Source organism: Streptococcus anginosus subsp. whileyi MAS624 (assembly GCF_000478925.1).
GTDB classification, from domain to species: domain Bacteria; phylum Bacillota; class Bacilli; order Lactobacillales; family Streptococcaceae; genus Streptococcus; species Streptococcus whileyi.
Genome location: NZ_AP013072.1, coordinates 1,740,461 through 1,756,172 on the forward strand (window position 1 = coordinate 1,740,461; position 15,712 = coordinate 1,756,172).

13 protein-coding genes and 3 pseudogenes are annotated in these 15,712 nt (G+C 39.7%); 7 read left to right on the forward strand and 9 right to left on the reverse strand.

Annotated features, from left to right (window positions below; genetic code table 11):
- Window positions 1-26: 26 nt before the first annotated feature.
- Both ANG_RS08745 and ANG_RS08750 read right to left on the reverse strand, forming a co-directional pair.
- Window positions 27-692: a ComF family protein gene (locus tag ANG_RS08745; RefSeq protein WP_025271933.1), complete on the reverse strand. Its 666-nt coding sequence runs from the start codon at window positions 690-692 to the stop codon at window positions 27-29.
- Entirely contained in the window at window positions 689-1,990 is a 1,302-nt protein-coding gene (locus tag ANG_RS08750) for a DEAD/DEAH box helicase (protein ID WP_025271934.1), read from the reverse strand. Before ANG_RS08750 ends, ANG_RS08745 begins: the two co-directional genes overlap by 4 nt.
- Before the next feature lie 56 nt (window positions 1,991-2,046).
- Between ANG_RS08750 and ANG_RS08755 the strand changes: the two genes are divergently transcribed.
- The 7 genes and pseudogenes from ANG_RS08755 (at window position 2,047) to ANG_RS08780 (ending at window position 8,895) form a co-directional block, all read left to right on the forward strand.
- Window positions 2,047-2,682 (forward strand): YigZ family protein, encoded by a 636-nt coding sequence (locus tag ANG_RS08755; protein ID WP_003032900.1) that lies wholly within the window; start codon window positions 2,047-2,049, stop codon window positions 2,680-2,682.
- A 98-nt stretch (window positions 2,683-2,780) separates the two neighbouring features.
- Window positions 2,781-3,710 (forward strand): cysteine synthase A, encoded by a 930-nt coding sequence (gene cysK / locus ANG_RS08760; protein ID WP_003035221.1) that lies wholly within the window; start codon window positions 2,781-2,783, stop codon window positions 3,708-3,710.
- A gap of 64 nt (window positions 3,711-3,774) precedes the next feature.
- Window positions 3,775-4,388: pseudogene (locus tag ANG_RS08765) on the forward strand (transposase).
- 104 nt (window positions 4,389-4,492) lie between these two features.
- A pseudogene (locus tag ANG_RS11025) lies at window positions 4,493-4,762 on the forward strand (IS30 family transposase); the annotation flags it as partial.
- 176 nt (window positions 4,763-4,938) lie between these two features.
- Window positions 4,939-5,817 (forward strand): annotated as a pseudogene (locus ANG_RS10740) (ISAs1 family transposase).
- Window positions 5,818-5,958: 141 nt separating this feature from the next.
- On the forward strand, window positions 5,959-7,455 hold the full coding sequence (locus tag ANG_RS08775) for an albumin-binding GA domain-containing protein (RefSeq protein ID WP_025271936.1): 1,497 nt from the start codon (window positions 5,959-5,961) through the stop codon (window positions 7,453-7,455).
- Between the two features lie 177 nt (window positions 7,456-7,632).
- Window positions 7,633-8,895, forward strand: coding sequence for an ISL3 family transposase (locus ANG_RS08780; protein ID WP_025271937.1), 1,263 nt, complete (start codon window positions 7,633-7,635; stop codon window positions 8,893-8,895).
- A 60-nt stretch (window positions 8,896-8,955) separates the two neighbouring features.
- Here the strand turns inward: ANG_RS08780 and ANG_RS08785 are convergent, their stop codons facing one another.
- The 7 genes from ANG_RS08785 to ANG_RS08815 all read right to left on the reverse strand — a co-directional run bounded on the left by ANG_RS08785 (window position 8,956) and on the right by ANG_RS08815 (window position 15,670).
- Complete coding sequence (locus ANG_RS08785) at window positions 8,956-9,345, reverse strand: hypothetical protein (RefSeq protein WP_003036379.1); 390 nt, start codon at window positions 9,343-9,345, stop codon at window positions 8,956-8,958.
- Between the two features lie 7 nt (window positions 9,346-9,352).
- Entirely contained in the window at window positions 9,353-11,998 is a 2,646-nt protein-coding gene (locus ANG_RS08790; protein ID WP_025271938.1) for a valine--tRNA ligase, read from the reverse strand.
- Window positions 11,995-12,894 (reverse strand): hypothetical protein, encoded by a 900-nt coding sequence (locus ANG_RS08795; protein WP_025271939.1) that lies wholly within the window; start codon window positions 12,892-12,894, stop codon window positions 11,995-11,997. Before ANG_RS08795 ends, ANG_RS08790 begins: the two co-directional genes overlap by 4 nt.
- Complete coding sequence (locus ANG_RS08800) at window positions 12,866-13,471, reverse strand: GNAT family N-acetyltransferase (protein ID WP_003036461.1); 606 nt, start codon at window positions 13,469-13,471, stop codon at window positions 12,866-12,868. Before ANG_RS08800 ends, ANG_RS08795 begins: the two co-directional genes overlap by 29 nt.
- 336 nt (window positions 13,472-13,807) lie before the next feature.
- The gene (locus ANG_RS08805; RefSeq protein WP_003036340.1) at window positions 13,808-14,062 is read right to left on the reverse strand and encodes a DUF1912 family protein; all 255 of its coding nucleotides are present in this window, start codon (window positions 14,060-14,062) and stop codon (window positions 13,808-13,810) included.
- A gap of 10 nt (window positions 14,063-14,072) precedes the next feature.
- Window positions 14,073-15,437, reverse strand: a complete 1,365-nt coding sequence (locus tag ANG_RS08810; RefSeq protein ID WP_003036471.1) for a DUF438 domain-containing protein — start codon at window positions 15,435-15,437, stop codon at window positions 14,073-14,075.
- A complete protein-coding gene (locus ANG_RS08815; RefSeq protein ID WP_003025778.1) occupies window positions 15,437-15,670 on the reverse strand; it encodes a DUF1858 domain-containing protein in 234 nt (77 codons plus the stop codon). The genes ANG_RS08810 and ANG_RS08815 overlap by 1 nt, the downstream gene beginning before the upstream one ends.
- Between the last annotated feature and the right edge of the window lie 42 nt (window positions 15,671-15,712).

Here is a 15,712-nt window from a genome sequence, read left to right on the forward strand (position 1 = left end):
TTCATTTTTTTTTTGCAAATTTTTTATCATCTGGCTAATGAAAATGTCACAATTTCTTTCACTCCCGCTTCCACTAAAATTTCCTTGGCTAATTGTAGGGTTGAGCCTGTTGTATAAATGTCATCTATCAAAAGGATTTTGGGTGGAAGTTGAACGTTGTCTTTCAATTTAAAACACTGCCGGCTTTGCAATCGCTCCTCTCTTGTTTTACTGGATTGAGCAATTGTATCATGCTTTTCTAAAACTTCCTTAAATGGCAACTTTGCGCCCTCAAGAAGAGCTGTCACTTGATTAAACCCTCTTGTCTGATACTTTTTGGCACTTATAGGAATGGGAACAAGCGTATAATCGCTGTATCTTTTTAATTCCTTTTGCAAAACTTCTGTAAATACAGAATAAAGGGCATAATCTCCTTGAAATTTGTATTGACTAAAGAAGTCTTTCATAGCTTCGTTATACATAAAGCAGCTTTTATGGAAAACTTCTTTTCCTTTTTTTATCCATACTTGGCAATCCATGCAGACTTCGCACGTCCCTTCACGATAGCACTTCGGGCAATGCTGCGCTGAAATGCGCTGAAATTTTTCAAAACAGTCATCACAAGCCCTTGCTTTTGGCTTCTTCAAGGTCAATAAATCACAGAATGTTAGTTTTTCATCAAGTGTATTTTCACATAAAACACATGAATTCATAAACCGGCCTCCTGATTCATCTCCTGAATTTCTTTAATCGCTTTTTCTATCGCCATAGTTGTACCATCATGAAAAAAGATTAACTCGCCTGTCGGTCGATCCATACTGCGACCGACGCGTCCAGCGATTTGTACCAGAGCGCTGCGACTAAACAGACGGTGGTTGGCTTCCACCACGAAAACATCTACACAAGGAAAGGTCACCCCACGCTCCAAAATCGTCGTCGTTACCAAAATCGTGATTTCTTTTTGACGAAACTTCTCTACAATTTCTAGTCGATTTTCAGTCGTCGAAGCTACAAAACCAACTTTTTCATTTGGAAAATTGCTTTGGAGAATCTCTGCCAGCTCCTGCCCTCTTCTGATCTCGGAAGCAAAAATAAGAAGTGGAAATCCTGTTTTTCTCTGCTTTTGAATAAACTGCCTTAGCTTGGTAACTAGCTTCTTTTGACCAAGATATTTTTGAAAATCCGCCAACCAAATTTTTTGCGGAACAATCAAAGGATTGCCATGAAAACGTCTGGGTAGACTCAAACGAGTTAATTCTCCTTTAGCCACTTTTTTATCCAGCTCATCTGTGGAAGTTGCTGTTAAGAAAATCTTCGTCCCCTCTACTTTGACTGCCTGATGAACTGCATGATAAAGCATCGGATTGTCCACATAAGGAAAGGCATCTACTTCATCAACGATAAGAAGATCAAATGCTTGATAAAATTTGAGAAGCTGATGTGTGGTGGCAATCACGAGAGGACTGCGGGAATATGCTTCTGATTCGCCGTGCAGGAGTGAAATATCACAGGTAAAATCTACTTTCAGTCTGCGATAAAGTTCTAAGCAGACATCAATTCTGGGGCTAGCTAAGCAGACGGCTCCGCCTTGATTGATGACTTGTGCCACCACCTGATAGATCATTTCCGTCTTTCCGGCTCCTGTGACTGCGTGAACCAAGCTATCTTTGCGTTTGGTAACCGCCTCTACAAGTCCTTGAGAAACCTTAGCTTGAAATTCTGTCAACTTTCCTTGCCATTTCAAGACATTCGCTTTAGGAAACTCTTCCTGTGGAAAATAGTAGAGATCTTCATCACTTCTAACCCTTCCTAAGATCAAGCAGGATCTACAGTAGTAAGCACCTATTGGCAGTTGGTGTCTTTCTTTATCAACTGCTTGCCCACAACGATTGCAACATAATTTTCCTTTTTCTTCTTTCATTGCTGGTAAAGTTTGCGCATATAATTGCAATTCTGCTGGTAGTTGTGCTTTTGTAAACATACGGCCTAAGCAATCTTGTAATTCTATCATATCTATTTATTCGAAAAAACTTTGGCAAAATACAAGTTTTTTTGTAAAATGAAGATATGGAGTTTAGAACAATCAAAGAGGACGGACAAGTCCAAGAAGAAATCAAAAAATCGCGCTTTATTTGTCACATCAAGCGTGTAACAACAGAGAACGAAGCACGAAATTTTATTCAGGCTGTCAAAAAAGAACACTACAAAGCTACTCATAACTGCTCTGCCTTTATATTAGGAGAGAAGAGCGAAATGAAGCGAAGTAGCGATGATGGCGAACCCAGCGGAACTGCTGGTGTACCTATGTTAGGCGTTTTAGAAAATCAGCAACTAACTAATGTCTGTGCTGTCGTGACACGCTATTTTGGTGGTATCAAGCTAGGGGCAGGAGGTCTTATTCGGGCGTATAGCAGCAACGTTGCTTTAGCTATCAAAGAAATCGGGATCGTCCATATAAAAGAACAGCTTGGGCTGAGAATCGCTCTCTCTTACAGTCAATATCAAGAATTACCCAATTTTCTTAAAGCTAACCATTTACAAGAACAAGATACATCCTTTACAGAACAAGTCCAAACGACCATTTTTGTTGATAAAGATGATAAGGACAGCGTTATAGAGGAGTTGATTGAGTTGTTTAATGGAAAAATCGACATTACTGATCAAGGATTACGGAAAGTTGAAGTTCCCATTTCTTTATCCTAAATATTAAAAAAAGCTATCACCTTGATAGTTTTTTTATATTTTACAAAGACTTTTTTTCGTTTTATACTGTTTCTATCACTATTATTGAGGTATCATTTATGGCACAAATTTATCATAACATTACAGAACTCATTGGAAATACTCCTATTGTGAAATTGAACAAGCTGGTTCCAGAAGGCGCTGCTGATGTCTATGTCAAGCTAGAAGCTTTCAATCCGGGGTCATCCGTCAAAGATCGCATTGCTCTTAGCATGATTGAGACCGCTGAGCAAGAGGGCTTGCTTCAACCAGATGCAACCATTGTCGAAGCAACGAGCGGAAATACTGGAATCGGTCTGTCTTGGGTTGGCGCTGCTAAAGGTTATAAGGTCGTTATTGTTATGCCAGAAACCATGAGTGTAGAGCGTCGCAAAATTATCCAAGCTTATGGCGCCGAATTGGTGCTCACTCCTGGAAGCGAGGGAATGAAAGGTGCGATTGCCAAAGCTGAAGAAATCGCCAAAGAACGCAACGGATGGCTGCCGCTACAATTCAACAATCCAGCTAATCCTGAAGTACACGAAAGAACAACAGGAGCTGAAATTATAGCTGCTTTCGGTGAAAAAGGATTGGATGCCTTTGTCGGAGGAGTTGGCACAGGTGGTACAATTTCTGGCGTTTCTCACGCTCTCAAAAAGGTCAATCCAGATATACAAGTTTACGCAGTTGAAGCCGATGAGTCCGCTATCCTGTCTGGTAAAAAGCCTGGACCACACAAGATTCAAGGAATTTCAGCTGGTTTTATCCCAGAAACACTAGACACTCAAGCTTACGACAGTATTGTTCGCGTTACTTCTAATCAAGCACTTGAACTTGGACGTCGTATCGGTGGACAAGAAGGTTTTCTGGTAGGTATTTCTTCTGCTGCAGCTATTTATGCTGCACTTGAAGTAGCCAAAAAATTAGGCGCAGGCAAAAAAATCCTAGCTCTTGCTCCAGATAATGGCGAGCGCTATTTATCAACAGATCTTTATAATGTTGAAGTTTAAATGTTTGATCAACCGTCGTTATTCTAGACCGGTTAGATGCCGCGTGAAAGTCATTACAATGGACATGTTTAGTCCCTACTACGATATTGCTAGAAAACTATTTCCATGCGCTAAAATCGTCCTCGATCGTTTTCACATTGTACAACATCTCAGCCGGGCTATGAGTCGTCTTCGTATCCAAATCATGAATCAATTGGATCGAAAATCGCACGAATACAAGGCACTGAAACGCTACTGGAAACTCATTCAACAGGATAGCCGTAAACTCAGCGATAAACGATTTTATCGTCCAACTTTTCGCATGCACTTGACCAATAGAGAGATTCTAGACAAACTCTTGAGCTATTCAGAAGATTTAAAAATTTCTATCAACTTCTGCTTTTTCATTTTCAAGAGAAACAAGCTGATCATTTCTTTGGTCTCATTGAAAAGATAATTTCTTGTGTAAATCCTATCTTTCAAACTGGTTTTAAGACCTTTTTGAAAGAGAAAGATAAAATTATAAACGCTTTAGAGCTTACCTACTCAAATGCAAAACTAGAAGCTGCTAACAACCTTATCAAGGTCATCAAGCGCAACGCTTTTGGATTCCGGAACTTTGATAACTTTAAAACTAGAATCCTTATTGCTTTGAACATCAAAAAGGAGAGGGCAAATTCAGTCCTCTCCAGGTTGTAACTTTTCATCAACCCACCACAGTTGACAATGAGCCGAAAAGTCCCATATGACTTATAATGAAAAGCGACCAAACCATCATTAGAAAGCTCCATATGGAACAGCTTCATTCTATTACGGCGAATAATGGCACAGAATTCAATCGTTTGGCTGACATATTTCCTAAGGAACATATCTACTATCCTCACCCTTATTCCTCTTGAGAGAGAGGAACCAATGAGAGCCACACCAGACTCATTCGTCGTTGGTTGCCTAAGGGAAGCAAAAATGCGACTCAGAAACAAGTCGCATTTATTGAAAACTGGATAAATAACTATCCAAAGAAAGTATTAGATTACAAATCTCCTAGACTGGTTTTACAAGAGGGGCAAACTTAGACTTGAATTTTGGCGATAATCCGACTACTTTATTATTTGACATCAGGCAAAGAAGTATGAAAATTTTACAAGGAGAAAACAACACGCCAAATGCATGAATAAAATAAAGTTTTCAGAAACTGACTTTTCATAACTAAAACTCCATTTATGTAGTAAACTAGAAGAGAGGTGCTACAATGATGAAGTTTATTTTATCAATCGAAGAAAAAGTCGTAGGCATGGATAGGCGCCAGTCTACCAAGATTCGCTATCCCCTTTCAACTATTTTATTCCTAGTCTTCTTTTCTCAGCTGGCCGGTGCAGAAACTTGGGGCGAAATAGCTGATTTTATGGAGTGGAATGAGAAGGTTTTAGGGAAATACGTTGATTTGTCTGAGAGCTGCCCATCTCATGATACTTTTGAGCGGGTCATAAGTATGATTTCTGACACCCATTTTCAGGAATTGAACCGCTGTTTCCAAGAAGAAATCAACTTCATTTTGTCCAAGGAGTTCAGTCGCTTGATTTCTCTGGAGGGTAAAACCATGCGTGGCAATCGCAGTAAAGAACAGTCAGCCAATCACATCATCACCTCTTATGACGGAGAAAACCGTATGAGTTTGAGTCAAATTGTGGTTGATGAGAAAAGCAATGAAATCACTGCGAATGTGAAATGGCTGACGGTGCGGCATCCTCAGTGGGAGAAACTGTGAGGTATCGGTATGACGCGGAACAGGATTGAGCGTGACGGGGAGCTTCGTGAGGAGGTGCGCTATTTTATCTTCAGTTTCAACGCAGGAGTGGAAGAGTTTGCGCGATGTGTTCGAGGACATTGGCAGGTAGAGAGTCTTCATTGGCTGCTGGATGTGATTTATCGGGAAGACGGAAACCGGACTTTGAACAAAGAGGCTGCCGCTAATTTGAATGCCTTACGAAAAATCTGTCTTTATTTCTTGAAACAGATGAATTTTTCGAAGCCGAACAGGGGTTACCGCCGTAAAATGCACTATGTAGCCAGCCGTTTAGATGAATGTATTCAGCAGTTGATGAGATTAGAAGAGGAAAGCTATTTTTAAAATGTCCCAAGTGATGAATAGATAAAAAGAAAATATTCATGCGTTTGGCGTGGCTATTGTAAGATTACACTTGACAATTCTTAATAAGAAGTATATACTTCTTATTAAGAAAATTTAATTTACAAAGAGGAGTTTTTTAAAATGGAAAACAAGAAAATGAAGTATTACTTGAGAAAATCAGCTTTTGGATTAGCAGCTGTCTCAGCTTCTGTGCTAGTTGGTGTAACTACTGTTTCTGCACAAGTTACTACAAGAGCTCAAGCTGCGAAACTAAGAGAAGAAGCTACACAAAAAATTTCTGAATTGGAAAAAACAATTGATAACAAGACACAGTTAGACTCAGTAAAAAAAGAAATTCAAAATGCTGTTGATAGAGATAAAATTCAAGAACTATCAAACCAAGCAGACCAGATTGTTTCTGCACAAGCAGAGAAAGAAGCTCTTATTAAATCTGAAAAAAAGTTAGCGGATGCTTGGGAACTTGAAGCTGCAAAAGATGCAGCACTCAAAGAATTGAATCAGTATGGTGTTAGTGACTATTATAAGAAGCTAGTCAACAGCGCTAAAACTGTTGCGGGGGTTAAAAAGCTCCAAGCACAAGTTGTTGAGTCAGCTAAAAAAGCACGTGTTTCAGAGGCAACAGATGGTTTATCTGGTTTCTTGAAGTCTCAAACTCCAGCAGAAGATACTATTAAATCACTTGAATTATCAGAAGCTAAAACACTAGCTCTTAGAGAATTTGATAAATACGGTGTTAGTGACTATTATAAGAAGCTAGTCAACAGCGCTAAAACTGTTGCGGGGGTTAAAAAGCTCCAAGCACAAGTTGTTGAGTCAGCTAAAAAAGCACGTGTTTCAGAGGCAACAGATGGTTTATCTGGTTTCTTGAAGTCTCAAACTCCAGCAGAAGATACTATTAAATCACTTGAATTATCAGAAGCTAAAACACTAGCTCTTAGAGAATTTGATAAATACGGTGTTAGTGACTATTATAAGAAGCTAGTCAACAGCGCTAAAACTGTTGCGGGGGTTAAAAAGCTCCAAGCACAAGTTGTTGAGTCAGCTAAAAAAGCACGTGTTTCAGAGGCAACAGATGGTTTATCTGGTTTCTTGAAGTCTCAAACTCCAGCAGAAGATACTATTAAATCACTTGAATTATCAGAAGCTAAAACACTAGCTCTTAGAGAATTTGATAAATACGGTGTTAGTGACTATTATAAGAAGCTAGTCAACAGCGCTAAAACTGTAGAAGGAGTTGCTGCGCTTAAGGACCTTATTCTTAACTCTTTAGTTAAGCCAGAGGTTAAACCGGAAGTTAAGCCAGAGGTTAAACCGGAAGTTAAGCCAGAGGTTAAACCGGAAGTTAAGCCAGAGGTTAAACCGGAAGTTAAGCCAGAGGTTAAACCGGAAGTTAAGCCAGAGGTTAAACCGGAAGTTAAGCCAGAGGTTAAACCGGAAGTTAAGCCAGAGGTTAAACCGGAAGTTAAGCCAAAAAACAAACTAGCTAAAGTTAAGAAAGATGAGAAGAAACTTCCAGCAACAGGCGAATCTGTGAACCCATTCTTCACAGCAGCAGCATTTGCAGTTATAGCAGGTGTAGGTATGGTTGCTGTTTCATCAAAACGCAAAGAAGATTAGTTCTATTAACTATATTGTAAAAAAGGGAGGGACTTATAGTTTCCTCTTTTTACCGGCTCTATAATTTCTGTAGTGGGTAAAACCACTTTAGGAATTATGGAGCCTATTTTGTTGTAGAAAAAAAGTCCCATAAGACCTATAATGAAAAGTGACCAAACCATCATTAGAAAGAATCTTATGGAACAATTAAATTTTATCACAAACTTACTCGGAATTAAAGACAAAAATATCATCATTCTAGATTACAAGGACTCGGAGACTCATAAAGAAATCTTCGCCAAGCTAGATTATCCCGCTTCTAAATGCCTCCACTGCCAAGGACAAATGGCTAAATATGACTTTCAAAAAGAATCGAAAATCCCCTATTTAGAGTGTGCGGGATACAAGACTATGATTCGATTGAGAAAACGCCGTTTTCATTGTAAAGTCTGTGGGAAAATGGCTGTAGCTGAGACTTCCTTCGTCAAGAAAAATCACCAAATCGCAACTATCGTCAACCAGAAAATCACACAAAAATTGATTGAGAAAGTCCCTATGACTACCATCGCTGAAAGTTTATCTGTATCTACTTCCACCGTCATTCATAAATTGAAAGAATTCAAGTTCAAGACTGACCTTAGCTACCTTCCAGAACACATAAAGCTGGGAATGAAAAACAGCTTCAAGAAAAGGAAAGATGAGGCTTCATTGCACAGGATTTCGACTCAAAGACAGGTCATAACTATCCTAGATGGCGAACTCAAAGCGAGGATTCACAATCACTTCCTTCATTATTCTAGACCGGTTAGATGCCGAGTGAAAATCATTACCATGGATATGTTTAGTCCCAACTATGACTTGGCTAGGCAACTTTTTCCATGCGATAAAATAGTCCTCGATCGCTTTTGCATTGTACAACATCTCAGCCGGGCTATGTGTCGTATTCGTGTTCAAATCATGAAGCAATCAGATCGAAAGTCTCATGAAAATAGGGCGCTGAAACGCTACTGGAAACTCATTCAACAAGATAGTCGAAAACTAAGTCATAAACGCTTTTATCGTCCGACTTTTCGTATGCACTTGACAAATCAAGAGATTCTTGACAAGCTGCTCTCTTACTCTCAAGAACTCAAAGAACACTATGAACTCTACCAACTCTTACTTTTTCATTTTCAAGAGAAACAAGCTGAACATTTCTTTGGACTCATTGGAAAAACAATTTCTTGTATAAATCCTATCTTTCAGACTGTTTTTAAAACCTTTCTCAAGGACAAAGATAAAATTATCAACGCTCTTGAACTCCCTTACTCAAACGCAAAACTAGAAGCTACTAACAACCTCATCAAGGTTATCAAGCTCAATGCTTTTGGCTTTCGGAACTTTGACAACTTTAAAACTAGAATTCTCATCGCTTTAAATATCAAAAAGGAGAGAACCAATTCGATCCTCTCCAGGATGTAACTTTTCGTTAACCCACTACAGCTGACAAAGAGCCGCTTTCAACTGTGCTTATAAAAGTTGCTAACCAAGTAACTTTCTAAGAGATTCCTCTGAAATTCTTTTATTAAATCTCTGCAAATCTAGCCTCATGAGATTGATTAGTTTTAAATATTCCAAATGTTTTTGTTCATTATTTTTAGTAAAATTTATAGGTTCAATTTTCCCTGCTAATTCTACAATTTCTTCAGGAGCAAAGAGAACTAATTCTTGTTTTGAAAGGAGGTGTTTTTGTTGTAATTGAATTTCCCTTTGCTTTTCTGGTGATAAAATTGACAATGCAACTACTGCAAGATAGTTTTTATAAACTCGCAGTTTTTCATCAAACCTTTTTTGCCAAAAATATTGTAAAATTCCAAAAAATAAAGTAAATAATCCCAGTAAGATTGTTATCATCTCAACTAAATTTTTCATTTAGCCACTACCCCAACTTTTCCATCTCTTTAATCCGTTCCACTGTGGCATCGTATTTAGCTTGGTAGTCAGCTTGTTTTTGTCGCTCTTTCTCGACGATTTCGGGTTTGGCATTGGCGACGAATTTTTCGTTGCTGAGTTTCTTGGCAACTATATCCAATTCTTTTTGCCATTTAGCCAGTTCTTTGTTAAGTCGAGCTAATTCTTCTTCGACATTGAGCAAATCAGCGAGAGGCAGATAGATTTCTGCTCCTGTGATGATGCTGGACATAGCTAATTCTGGCACCTCAATGTCAGAAGCAATTTCCAAATGCTCTGGATTTGTAAAGCGTTTGATGCAGTTCACATTGCTGTTAAAGAAGTCTTCCAATTCTTTATCGCTTGTTTTAACAAGGATGGTGATTGGTTTGCTTGGGGCAACATTCACTTCACTACGTGCGTTACGGACAGCACGAATCAGGTCTTTCAGACTTTCAACACCTTTGTGCGCAGCTTCATTTTCAAATGCGGGGTTAACTGTTGGGTATTCAGCTGTTACGATTGAACCTTCAGAAATTTGTTCAAAGATTTCTTCCGTCACAAACGGCATGATTGGGTGAAGCAAACGAAGGATCTTATCAAGTGTGTAAAGCAGAACTGAGCGAGTAATCACTTTTTCATCTTCGTTGTCGCTGTAAAGCACTTCCTTGGTCAATTCAACGTACCAGTCGGCAAATTCGTCCCAGATGAAGTTGTAGAGGATGTGCCCCGCCACACCAAACTCAAACTTGTCAAAGTTTTCCGTCACTTTGGCAATGGTTTCGTTGAGATTGTGGAGGATCCAGCGGTCTGTGACATTACCAGCTGTACCAGCAACAACTTTTTCAACGTTTGCGCTAGCTTGATCAAGGCTAAGACTCTCATTGTTCATGAGAATATAGCGGGAAATGTTCCAAATTTTGTTGATGAAGTTCCAAGAAGCATCCATCTTTTCATAGCTGAAGCGGACGTCTTGACCTGGTGCAGAACCGTTTGAAAGGAACCAACGCAGACTATCCGTACCATATTTTTCGATAACATCCATAGGGTCAATGCCGTTACCGAGAGATTTAGACATCTTGCGCCCTTGTTCGTCACGGATAAGTCCGTGGATGAGGGCATTTTTGAATGGTGACTTGCCGGTAAATTCCAAACCTTGGAAAATCATCCGAGATACCCAGAACGGGATAATATCATAGCCAGTCACCAAGGTTGATGTTGGATAATAGCGTTTGAAGTCTTCTGAGTCTGTGTCAGGCCAACCCATTGTGGAGAATGGCCATAGGGCTGAACTGAACCAAGTGTCAAGCACATCTTCATCTTGAGTCCATCCGTCACCTTCTGGAGCTTCTTCACCAACGTACATGTCACCTTCAGCATTGTACCATGCTGGGATTTGATGCCCCCACCAGAGCTGACGAGAGATAACCCAGTCGTGAACATTTTCCATCCATTGAAGGAAAGTATCGTTGAAACGTGGCGGGTAGAATTTCACTTCGTCATTAGTATCTTGGTTGGCAATCGCATTTTTAGCCAATTGGTCCATTTTAACGAACCATTGTGTTGACAAACGTGGTTCAACCATGACCCCAGTCCGCTCAGAATGACCAACGCTGTGAACCATTTTTTCAATATTAACAAGGACACCGATTTCTTCCAATTTTTTAACAACGGCTTTGCGAGCTTCAAAGCGATCCATGCCAGCAAATTCACCAGCAAGGTCGTTCATTGTACCGTCATCATTCATGACATTAACTTGAGGAAGATTGTGACGTTGACCAACAAGGAAGTCATTAGGGTCGTGGGCTGGAGTGATTTTAACCACACCAGTACCGAATTCTGGGTCAGCGTGTTCGTCAGCCACGATTGGAATAGGTTTATTGACAATTGGCAGGATAACATTTTTGCCAATCAAGTCTTTATAGCGAGGATCTTCTGGATTGACAGCGACAGCCGTATCTCCAAACATAGTTTCAGGACGAGTTGTTGCCACCTCAAGAGCGCGTGAGCCGTCTTCTAACATGTAGTTCATATGGTAGAAAGCACCTTCCACGTCCTTATGGATAACTTCAATATCAGAAAGAGCTGTACGAGCCTTTGGATCCCAGTTGATGATAAATTCACCGCGGTAAATCCAGCCTTTTTTGTAAAGTTCAACAAAGACTTTACGAACCGCTTTTGACAAACCCTCATCAAGGGTGAAACGTCCACGAGAGTAATCGACAGAAATCCCCATTTTACCCCATTGCTCCTTGATAGTGGTAGCATACTCGTCTTTCCATTCCCAGACTTTATCTAAGAATTTTTCACGACCGAGGTCATAGCGTGAGATACCATCTTCAGCTAGACGTGCCTCAACTTTTGCCTGTGTTGCAATCCCCGCATGGTCCATACCAGGAAGCCATAAAGTATCAAAACCTTGCATACGTTTTTGACGGATAATAATATCTTGCAAAGTAGTATCCCAAGCATGGCCAAGGTGGAGTTTACCAGTCACGTTTGGCGGTGGAATAACGATAGAATACGGATGAGCTTTCTTATCGCCAGATGGCTTGAAAACATCCTCATCTAACCATTTAGCGTAACGACCAGCCTCAACCTCAGCTGGATTGTATTTTGGTGAAAGTTGTTTCATTTTAGTTCTCCTTTTTTTGCTTTTATATATAGTTGTATCGTATTATTAAATCTCTTTAAACCTATTTTCTCCCCAATCTTTAATATATGTTTAACCACTCTTCCTTCTTTTTCTTCTCTATTCAATAGATAGTAGTATCCAAATAACAGAACACATAATATAATCAATAATATTATAAGTGATAACATTGAATATACTCTGATTGCTCCGTTATTTAAATAGTCTTCAAAAGAATATGGAGTTTTCTTTTCGAAGAATGAAGAGATTACAAGCGAGAAGTAAAATAAAAATGTAAAAATGTAGATAACTAATTTATTAATTGACCATTTATATTTCAACTCTCTTGGAACATCTTTTAATTCTTTTCCAACTCGTAAATAAGTAAGAAAATCTTCCGAATTGATAAAGTTCCACAGTGTAATGAAACCAGTAACCAAAGCCCACCACTTTATATCAAAGGCTCCTAACAATAATAATATTGGTAGAAAAACTATCATAAGAACGAAAAGTGTTCTTAGTTTTATTCCCATCATTATTGCCAATAATGAAAAAATTAAAGAATACGATAATAAGAGAAAAAATAAATCTATAAAATTTTTATTGATTTCTATTCCGACTGAAGTTAAACACTTAAAAATTACAACTGTTAATAAGCGATAAACAATACTCCTTATAATTAATGCGATCTTATTATTATCATTTTTTCTATCAAGTTTATGATGGTTCGATGATAAAAAGTACGAAATAGATATTGCAACCATGACCAAGTACAACATTTTTATGATAAAATTACTGGTATTCTGAAAACAGTGTGTAATTACAAAAAATATCCCGACTCCTAATAATATATGCCACCCAAAAATATCATTAAATAACTTTTTTAATTTCCTTTTCATTTTTCTCCTTCCACTCACTTTTCAGCAATCCGTAACGCAATAGGTCACAACGTTGTCCTTGTGCGTCTTTGCGGTCACGGATGCGAGATTCGAGGGTGAAGCCAAGTTTTTCAGCAATACGCTGGCTTGCTTTGTTGTATCCATAGCATCCAATTTCGATTTTGTGGAGATTGAGTAGGGTGAAGCCAACTTCCAACAGCGCACGCGCAGCTTCTGTCACAATACCTTGCCCCCAATAATCTGGGTGAAGCAAATAGCCCATTTCAAGAACATCATCAGCATGGCGATGATTAAAATCAATCGAGCCAATGACTTCATCTGTTCCTTTCAAGCAGATACCATAACCAGACGGTATTTTTTGCTCAATCCAGCGCTTTGGCATAATGTTTTCGAGATAATTTTCCTCTTCTTCCACGCTTTCTGCAGGTGGAAAACCAGCTGGCCAAGTCACCTCTGGCAAACTCGCATAAGCAAAAATCTCTTTAGCATCTGAGACTAGACGTTGGCGCAAATACAGCCGCTCTGTCTCAATATCAGGAAGTTTATTATCTTCAATTTGACCTAAAATATTTATCATAATTTCTCTCCCCATTCCGCTTATAAAAATTCGCCCCTGCCACACATGACAGGGACGAATCACTCCGCGGTACCACCCAATTTCGGGCAGACGCCCGCAACTCTAGCTTTCTTGTTTATCTTTTATTACGTCGTTAGCCCGCTTAGGCATACGCCAGTACAATCCGCAACTCGCTGCCTAGTCCTAAAAGTAAACAAAAAGACACCATTATTTCAATTTTAGCCTTAGCAACCAGTTTTGACATTTGTGCGGATTTCTCAGCAGTGCCGCTTTCTGTGACAAATGGGATTCAAAACACCTCTAATGCATTTAGTTTAACATGTTTTCTAGAGAAAATCAATAATTTCTCTGCCCAAAAAGTCCGTCTGGTAGGTCATGAAATCCCTTGCCCTCTTGATAGTTGGCAAATTTCCCCAATAAAAACTGATAAGCATCCAGACGGCTCTCGTAACGAATCGCAGCTTCTTTAGCGCGTTCATCTTGGTCTTCTTCATAGACTTTCTGACTCTCTTGAAGAGCCATTTCGTTGATTGCCACCTGAGTTTTGACCCAAGCTTCAAAATCCTTTAAAAATTCTTGTTCGTACGTCATCATATACCTTCTAATCTACTCCTCTGTAGAAATCTTCTTCAATATCACGGAAAGGCTGAATATCTTGGACATATTCCAGCACACCTTGAAATTCTCCTGCTTCATCTCGCACTGCCGCATATGTCACATGAACAAATTTATCCCGCGACTCAGACTTGAACCACATAACAAACTTGTCTCGCTTGCCTTCACTCAATTCCTTAAAAATAAAGCGAACTTTCTCCAAAAACTTAGGCGGGTGGCACAGCTCGACATTGCGCCCCACTTGACTCGGCGTCCGCTTGAAAATCATCTCGTCGGCTGGTACGCTGTCATTGTAGTACTGGAAAATATCTTCCTTATTGACAAAGGTAATCTCCATCGGCAGATGATTCAAGATTAGATTTGCCTCTTCCACTGACAAATAGCCATGTCCAAACGGCTGTTGGTTCTGCCGATCAAAATTGTTTTCTGCCTTTTTCTTTTTTGGTTTAAAGGAAATGGTGACCTGCCCATCAGGCGTCTCAATGACTTGCTGAATAGTACCGTCTGACACCAACTCATCACTAGCTGCCGCTTCGCTTCCAGTCTTCTCAGCAGCCTCTTTTTCTGCCTCCGTGAATGATTGACAATCTGGTACCCATTTCTCAGTCGGCTTGATAATCGCATAACCGTAGGCACCACTTTCTTCTGCAATTTTCAACCAATCGTCCTGTGTGAAAGATTCCAGCAAAATCATAAGCAAGATGGACTCTTCCTTGAAAATCATCGCTTCAAACTCAGCTGCAAAATTTTCAAATGTTGCTCGAACTTGCTCGATACCTAGATTGGACAAATCTTCAGCAGCAGTCTTTGCTTCTTGAAAAAGCTCTCGAATCTGGTCGTCCACACCCCACATAACCTTGGGTGGTGAATCGTGACCATATCTCTCCATAATCGGAAACATCAGCTCTTCCTTGCGCTGATAATGAATGTCAAATTGACCGACCAAGCCCAGCTGGCGCATCAACCCCTTTTCCAACTCTGTCTTCATTTCTGCATCATCTGTTTGAGCATAGGTATCAAGGAGGCGCCGGATCCGCAACAGAGCCGCTCTCAGAGCCAGATTTTCCTGCTTAAAAATTTGAACTGGATGTCCTGGGTGATCTGTGTCAGCCACTTCTACATTTTTCACTGCTCCCTTAAAAAGATTCGCATGAACATTGCAAAGCGACATAACATCCTCAAAAGTTACACCCGTATCCGAGTTCATCAGTTCGTGCTCCATAAGACTGATCTCAATAGCCGAAACACCTGTAAAATGTTTGTTAAACTGCTCTTGAACCTCCTCTGCTGTTGCACCATGATGCAAATCCAGCAAAATGGATTTCAAAATTTCAATTCGTTCATCTGCCATTAGTCTAGCCCCACCACTTCATAGCCATTTGCTTCCAATGTCATGACAATTTTATCCATAGGGGTTCCCTCTAACTTAGAACCTTGCTTTAACGACACCTTGCGACCAACCGTATTGCGCATGATCGGATTGGCAAGTGGCTTAAAACCAAGCTCCACCAAAATCTCCAACACTTCTGGGTGCTTGTCAACTACTTCTGCCACAGGAATGGATACATCAATGATATTGTCCATACTTCACCTCATGAACATTTTTCTATTATTATAACACAAAAA

What these genes read in the sequence shown, in the direction of transcription:
- ANG_RS08795 (WP_025271939.1), bottom strand. Translation starts at nt 12,894, where the DNA reads ATGAAAAGGAAATTAAAAAAGTTATTTAATGATATTTTTGGGTGGCAT.
- ANG_RS08745 (WP_025271933.1), bottom strand. Translation starts at nt 692, where the DNA reads ATGAATTCATGTGTTTTATGTGAAAATACACTTGATGAAAAACTAACA.
- ANG_RS08810 (WP_003036471.1), bottom strand. Translation starts at nt 15,437, where the DNA reads ATGGCAGATGAACGAATTGAAATTTTGAAATCCATTTTGCTGGATTTG.
- ANG_RS08780 (WP_025271937.1), top strand. Translation starts at nt 7,633, where the DNA reads ATGGAACAATTAAATTTTATCACAAACTTACTCGGAATTAAAGACAAA.
- ANG_RS08800 (WP_003036461.1), bottom strand. Translation starts at nt 13,471, where the DNA reads ATGATAAATATTTTAGGTCAAATTGAAGATAATAAACTTCCTGATATT.
- ANG_RS08755 (WP_003032900.1), top strand. Translation starts at nt 2,047, where the DNA reads ATGGAGTTTAGAACAATCAAAGAGGACGGACAAGTCCAAGAAGAAATC.
- ANG_RS08805 (WP_003036340.1), bottom strand. Translation starts at nt 14,062, where the DNA reads ATGACGTACGAACAAGAATTTTTAAAGGATTTTGAAGCTTGGGTCAAA.
- ANG_RS08815 (WP_003025778.1), bottom strand. Translation starts at nt 15,670, where the DNA reads ATGGACAATATCATTGATGTATCCATTCCTGTGGCAGAAGTAGTTGAC.
- ANG_RS08775 (WP_025271936.1), top strand. Translation starts at nt 5,959, where the DNA reads ATGGAAAACAAGAAAATGAAGTATTACTTGAGAAAATCAGCTTTTGGA.
- ANG_RS08785 (WP_003036379.1), bottom strand. Translation starts at nt 9,345, where the DNA reads ATGAAAAATTTAGTTGAGATGATAACAATCTTACTGGGATTATTTACT.
- ANG_RS08750 (WP_025271934.1), bottom strand. Translation starts at nt 1,990, where the DNA reads ATGATAGAATTACAAGATTGCTTAGGCCGTATGTTTACAAAAGCACAA.
- cysK (WP_003035221.1), top strand. Translation starts at nt 2,781, where the DNA reads ATGGCACAAATTTATCATAACATTACAGAACTCATTGGAAATACTCCT.
- ANG_RS08790 (WP_025271938.1), bottom strand. Translation starts at nt 11,998, where the DNA reads ATGAAACAACTTTCACCAAAATACAATCCAGCTGAGGTTGAGGCTGGT.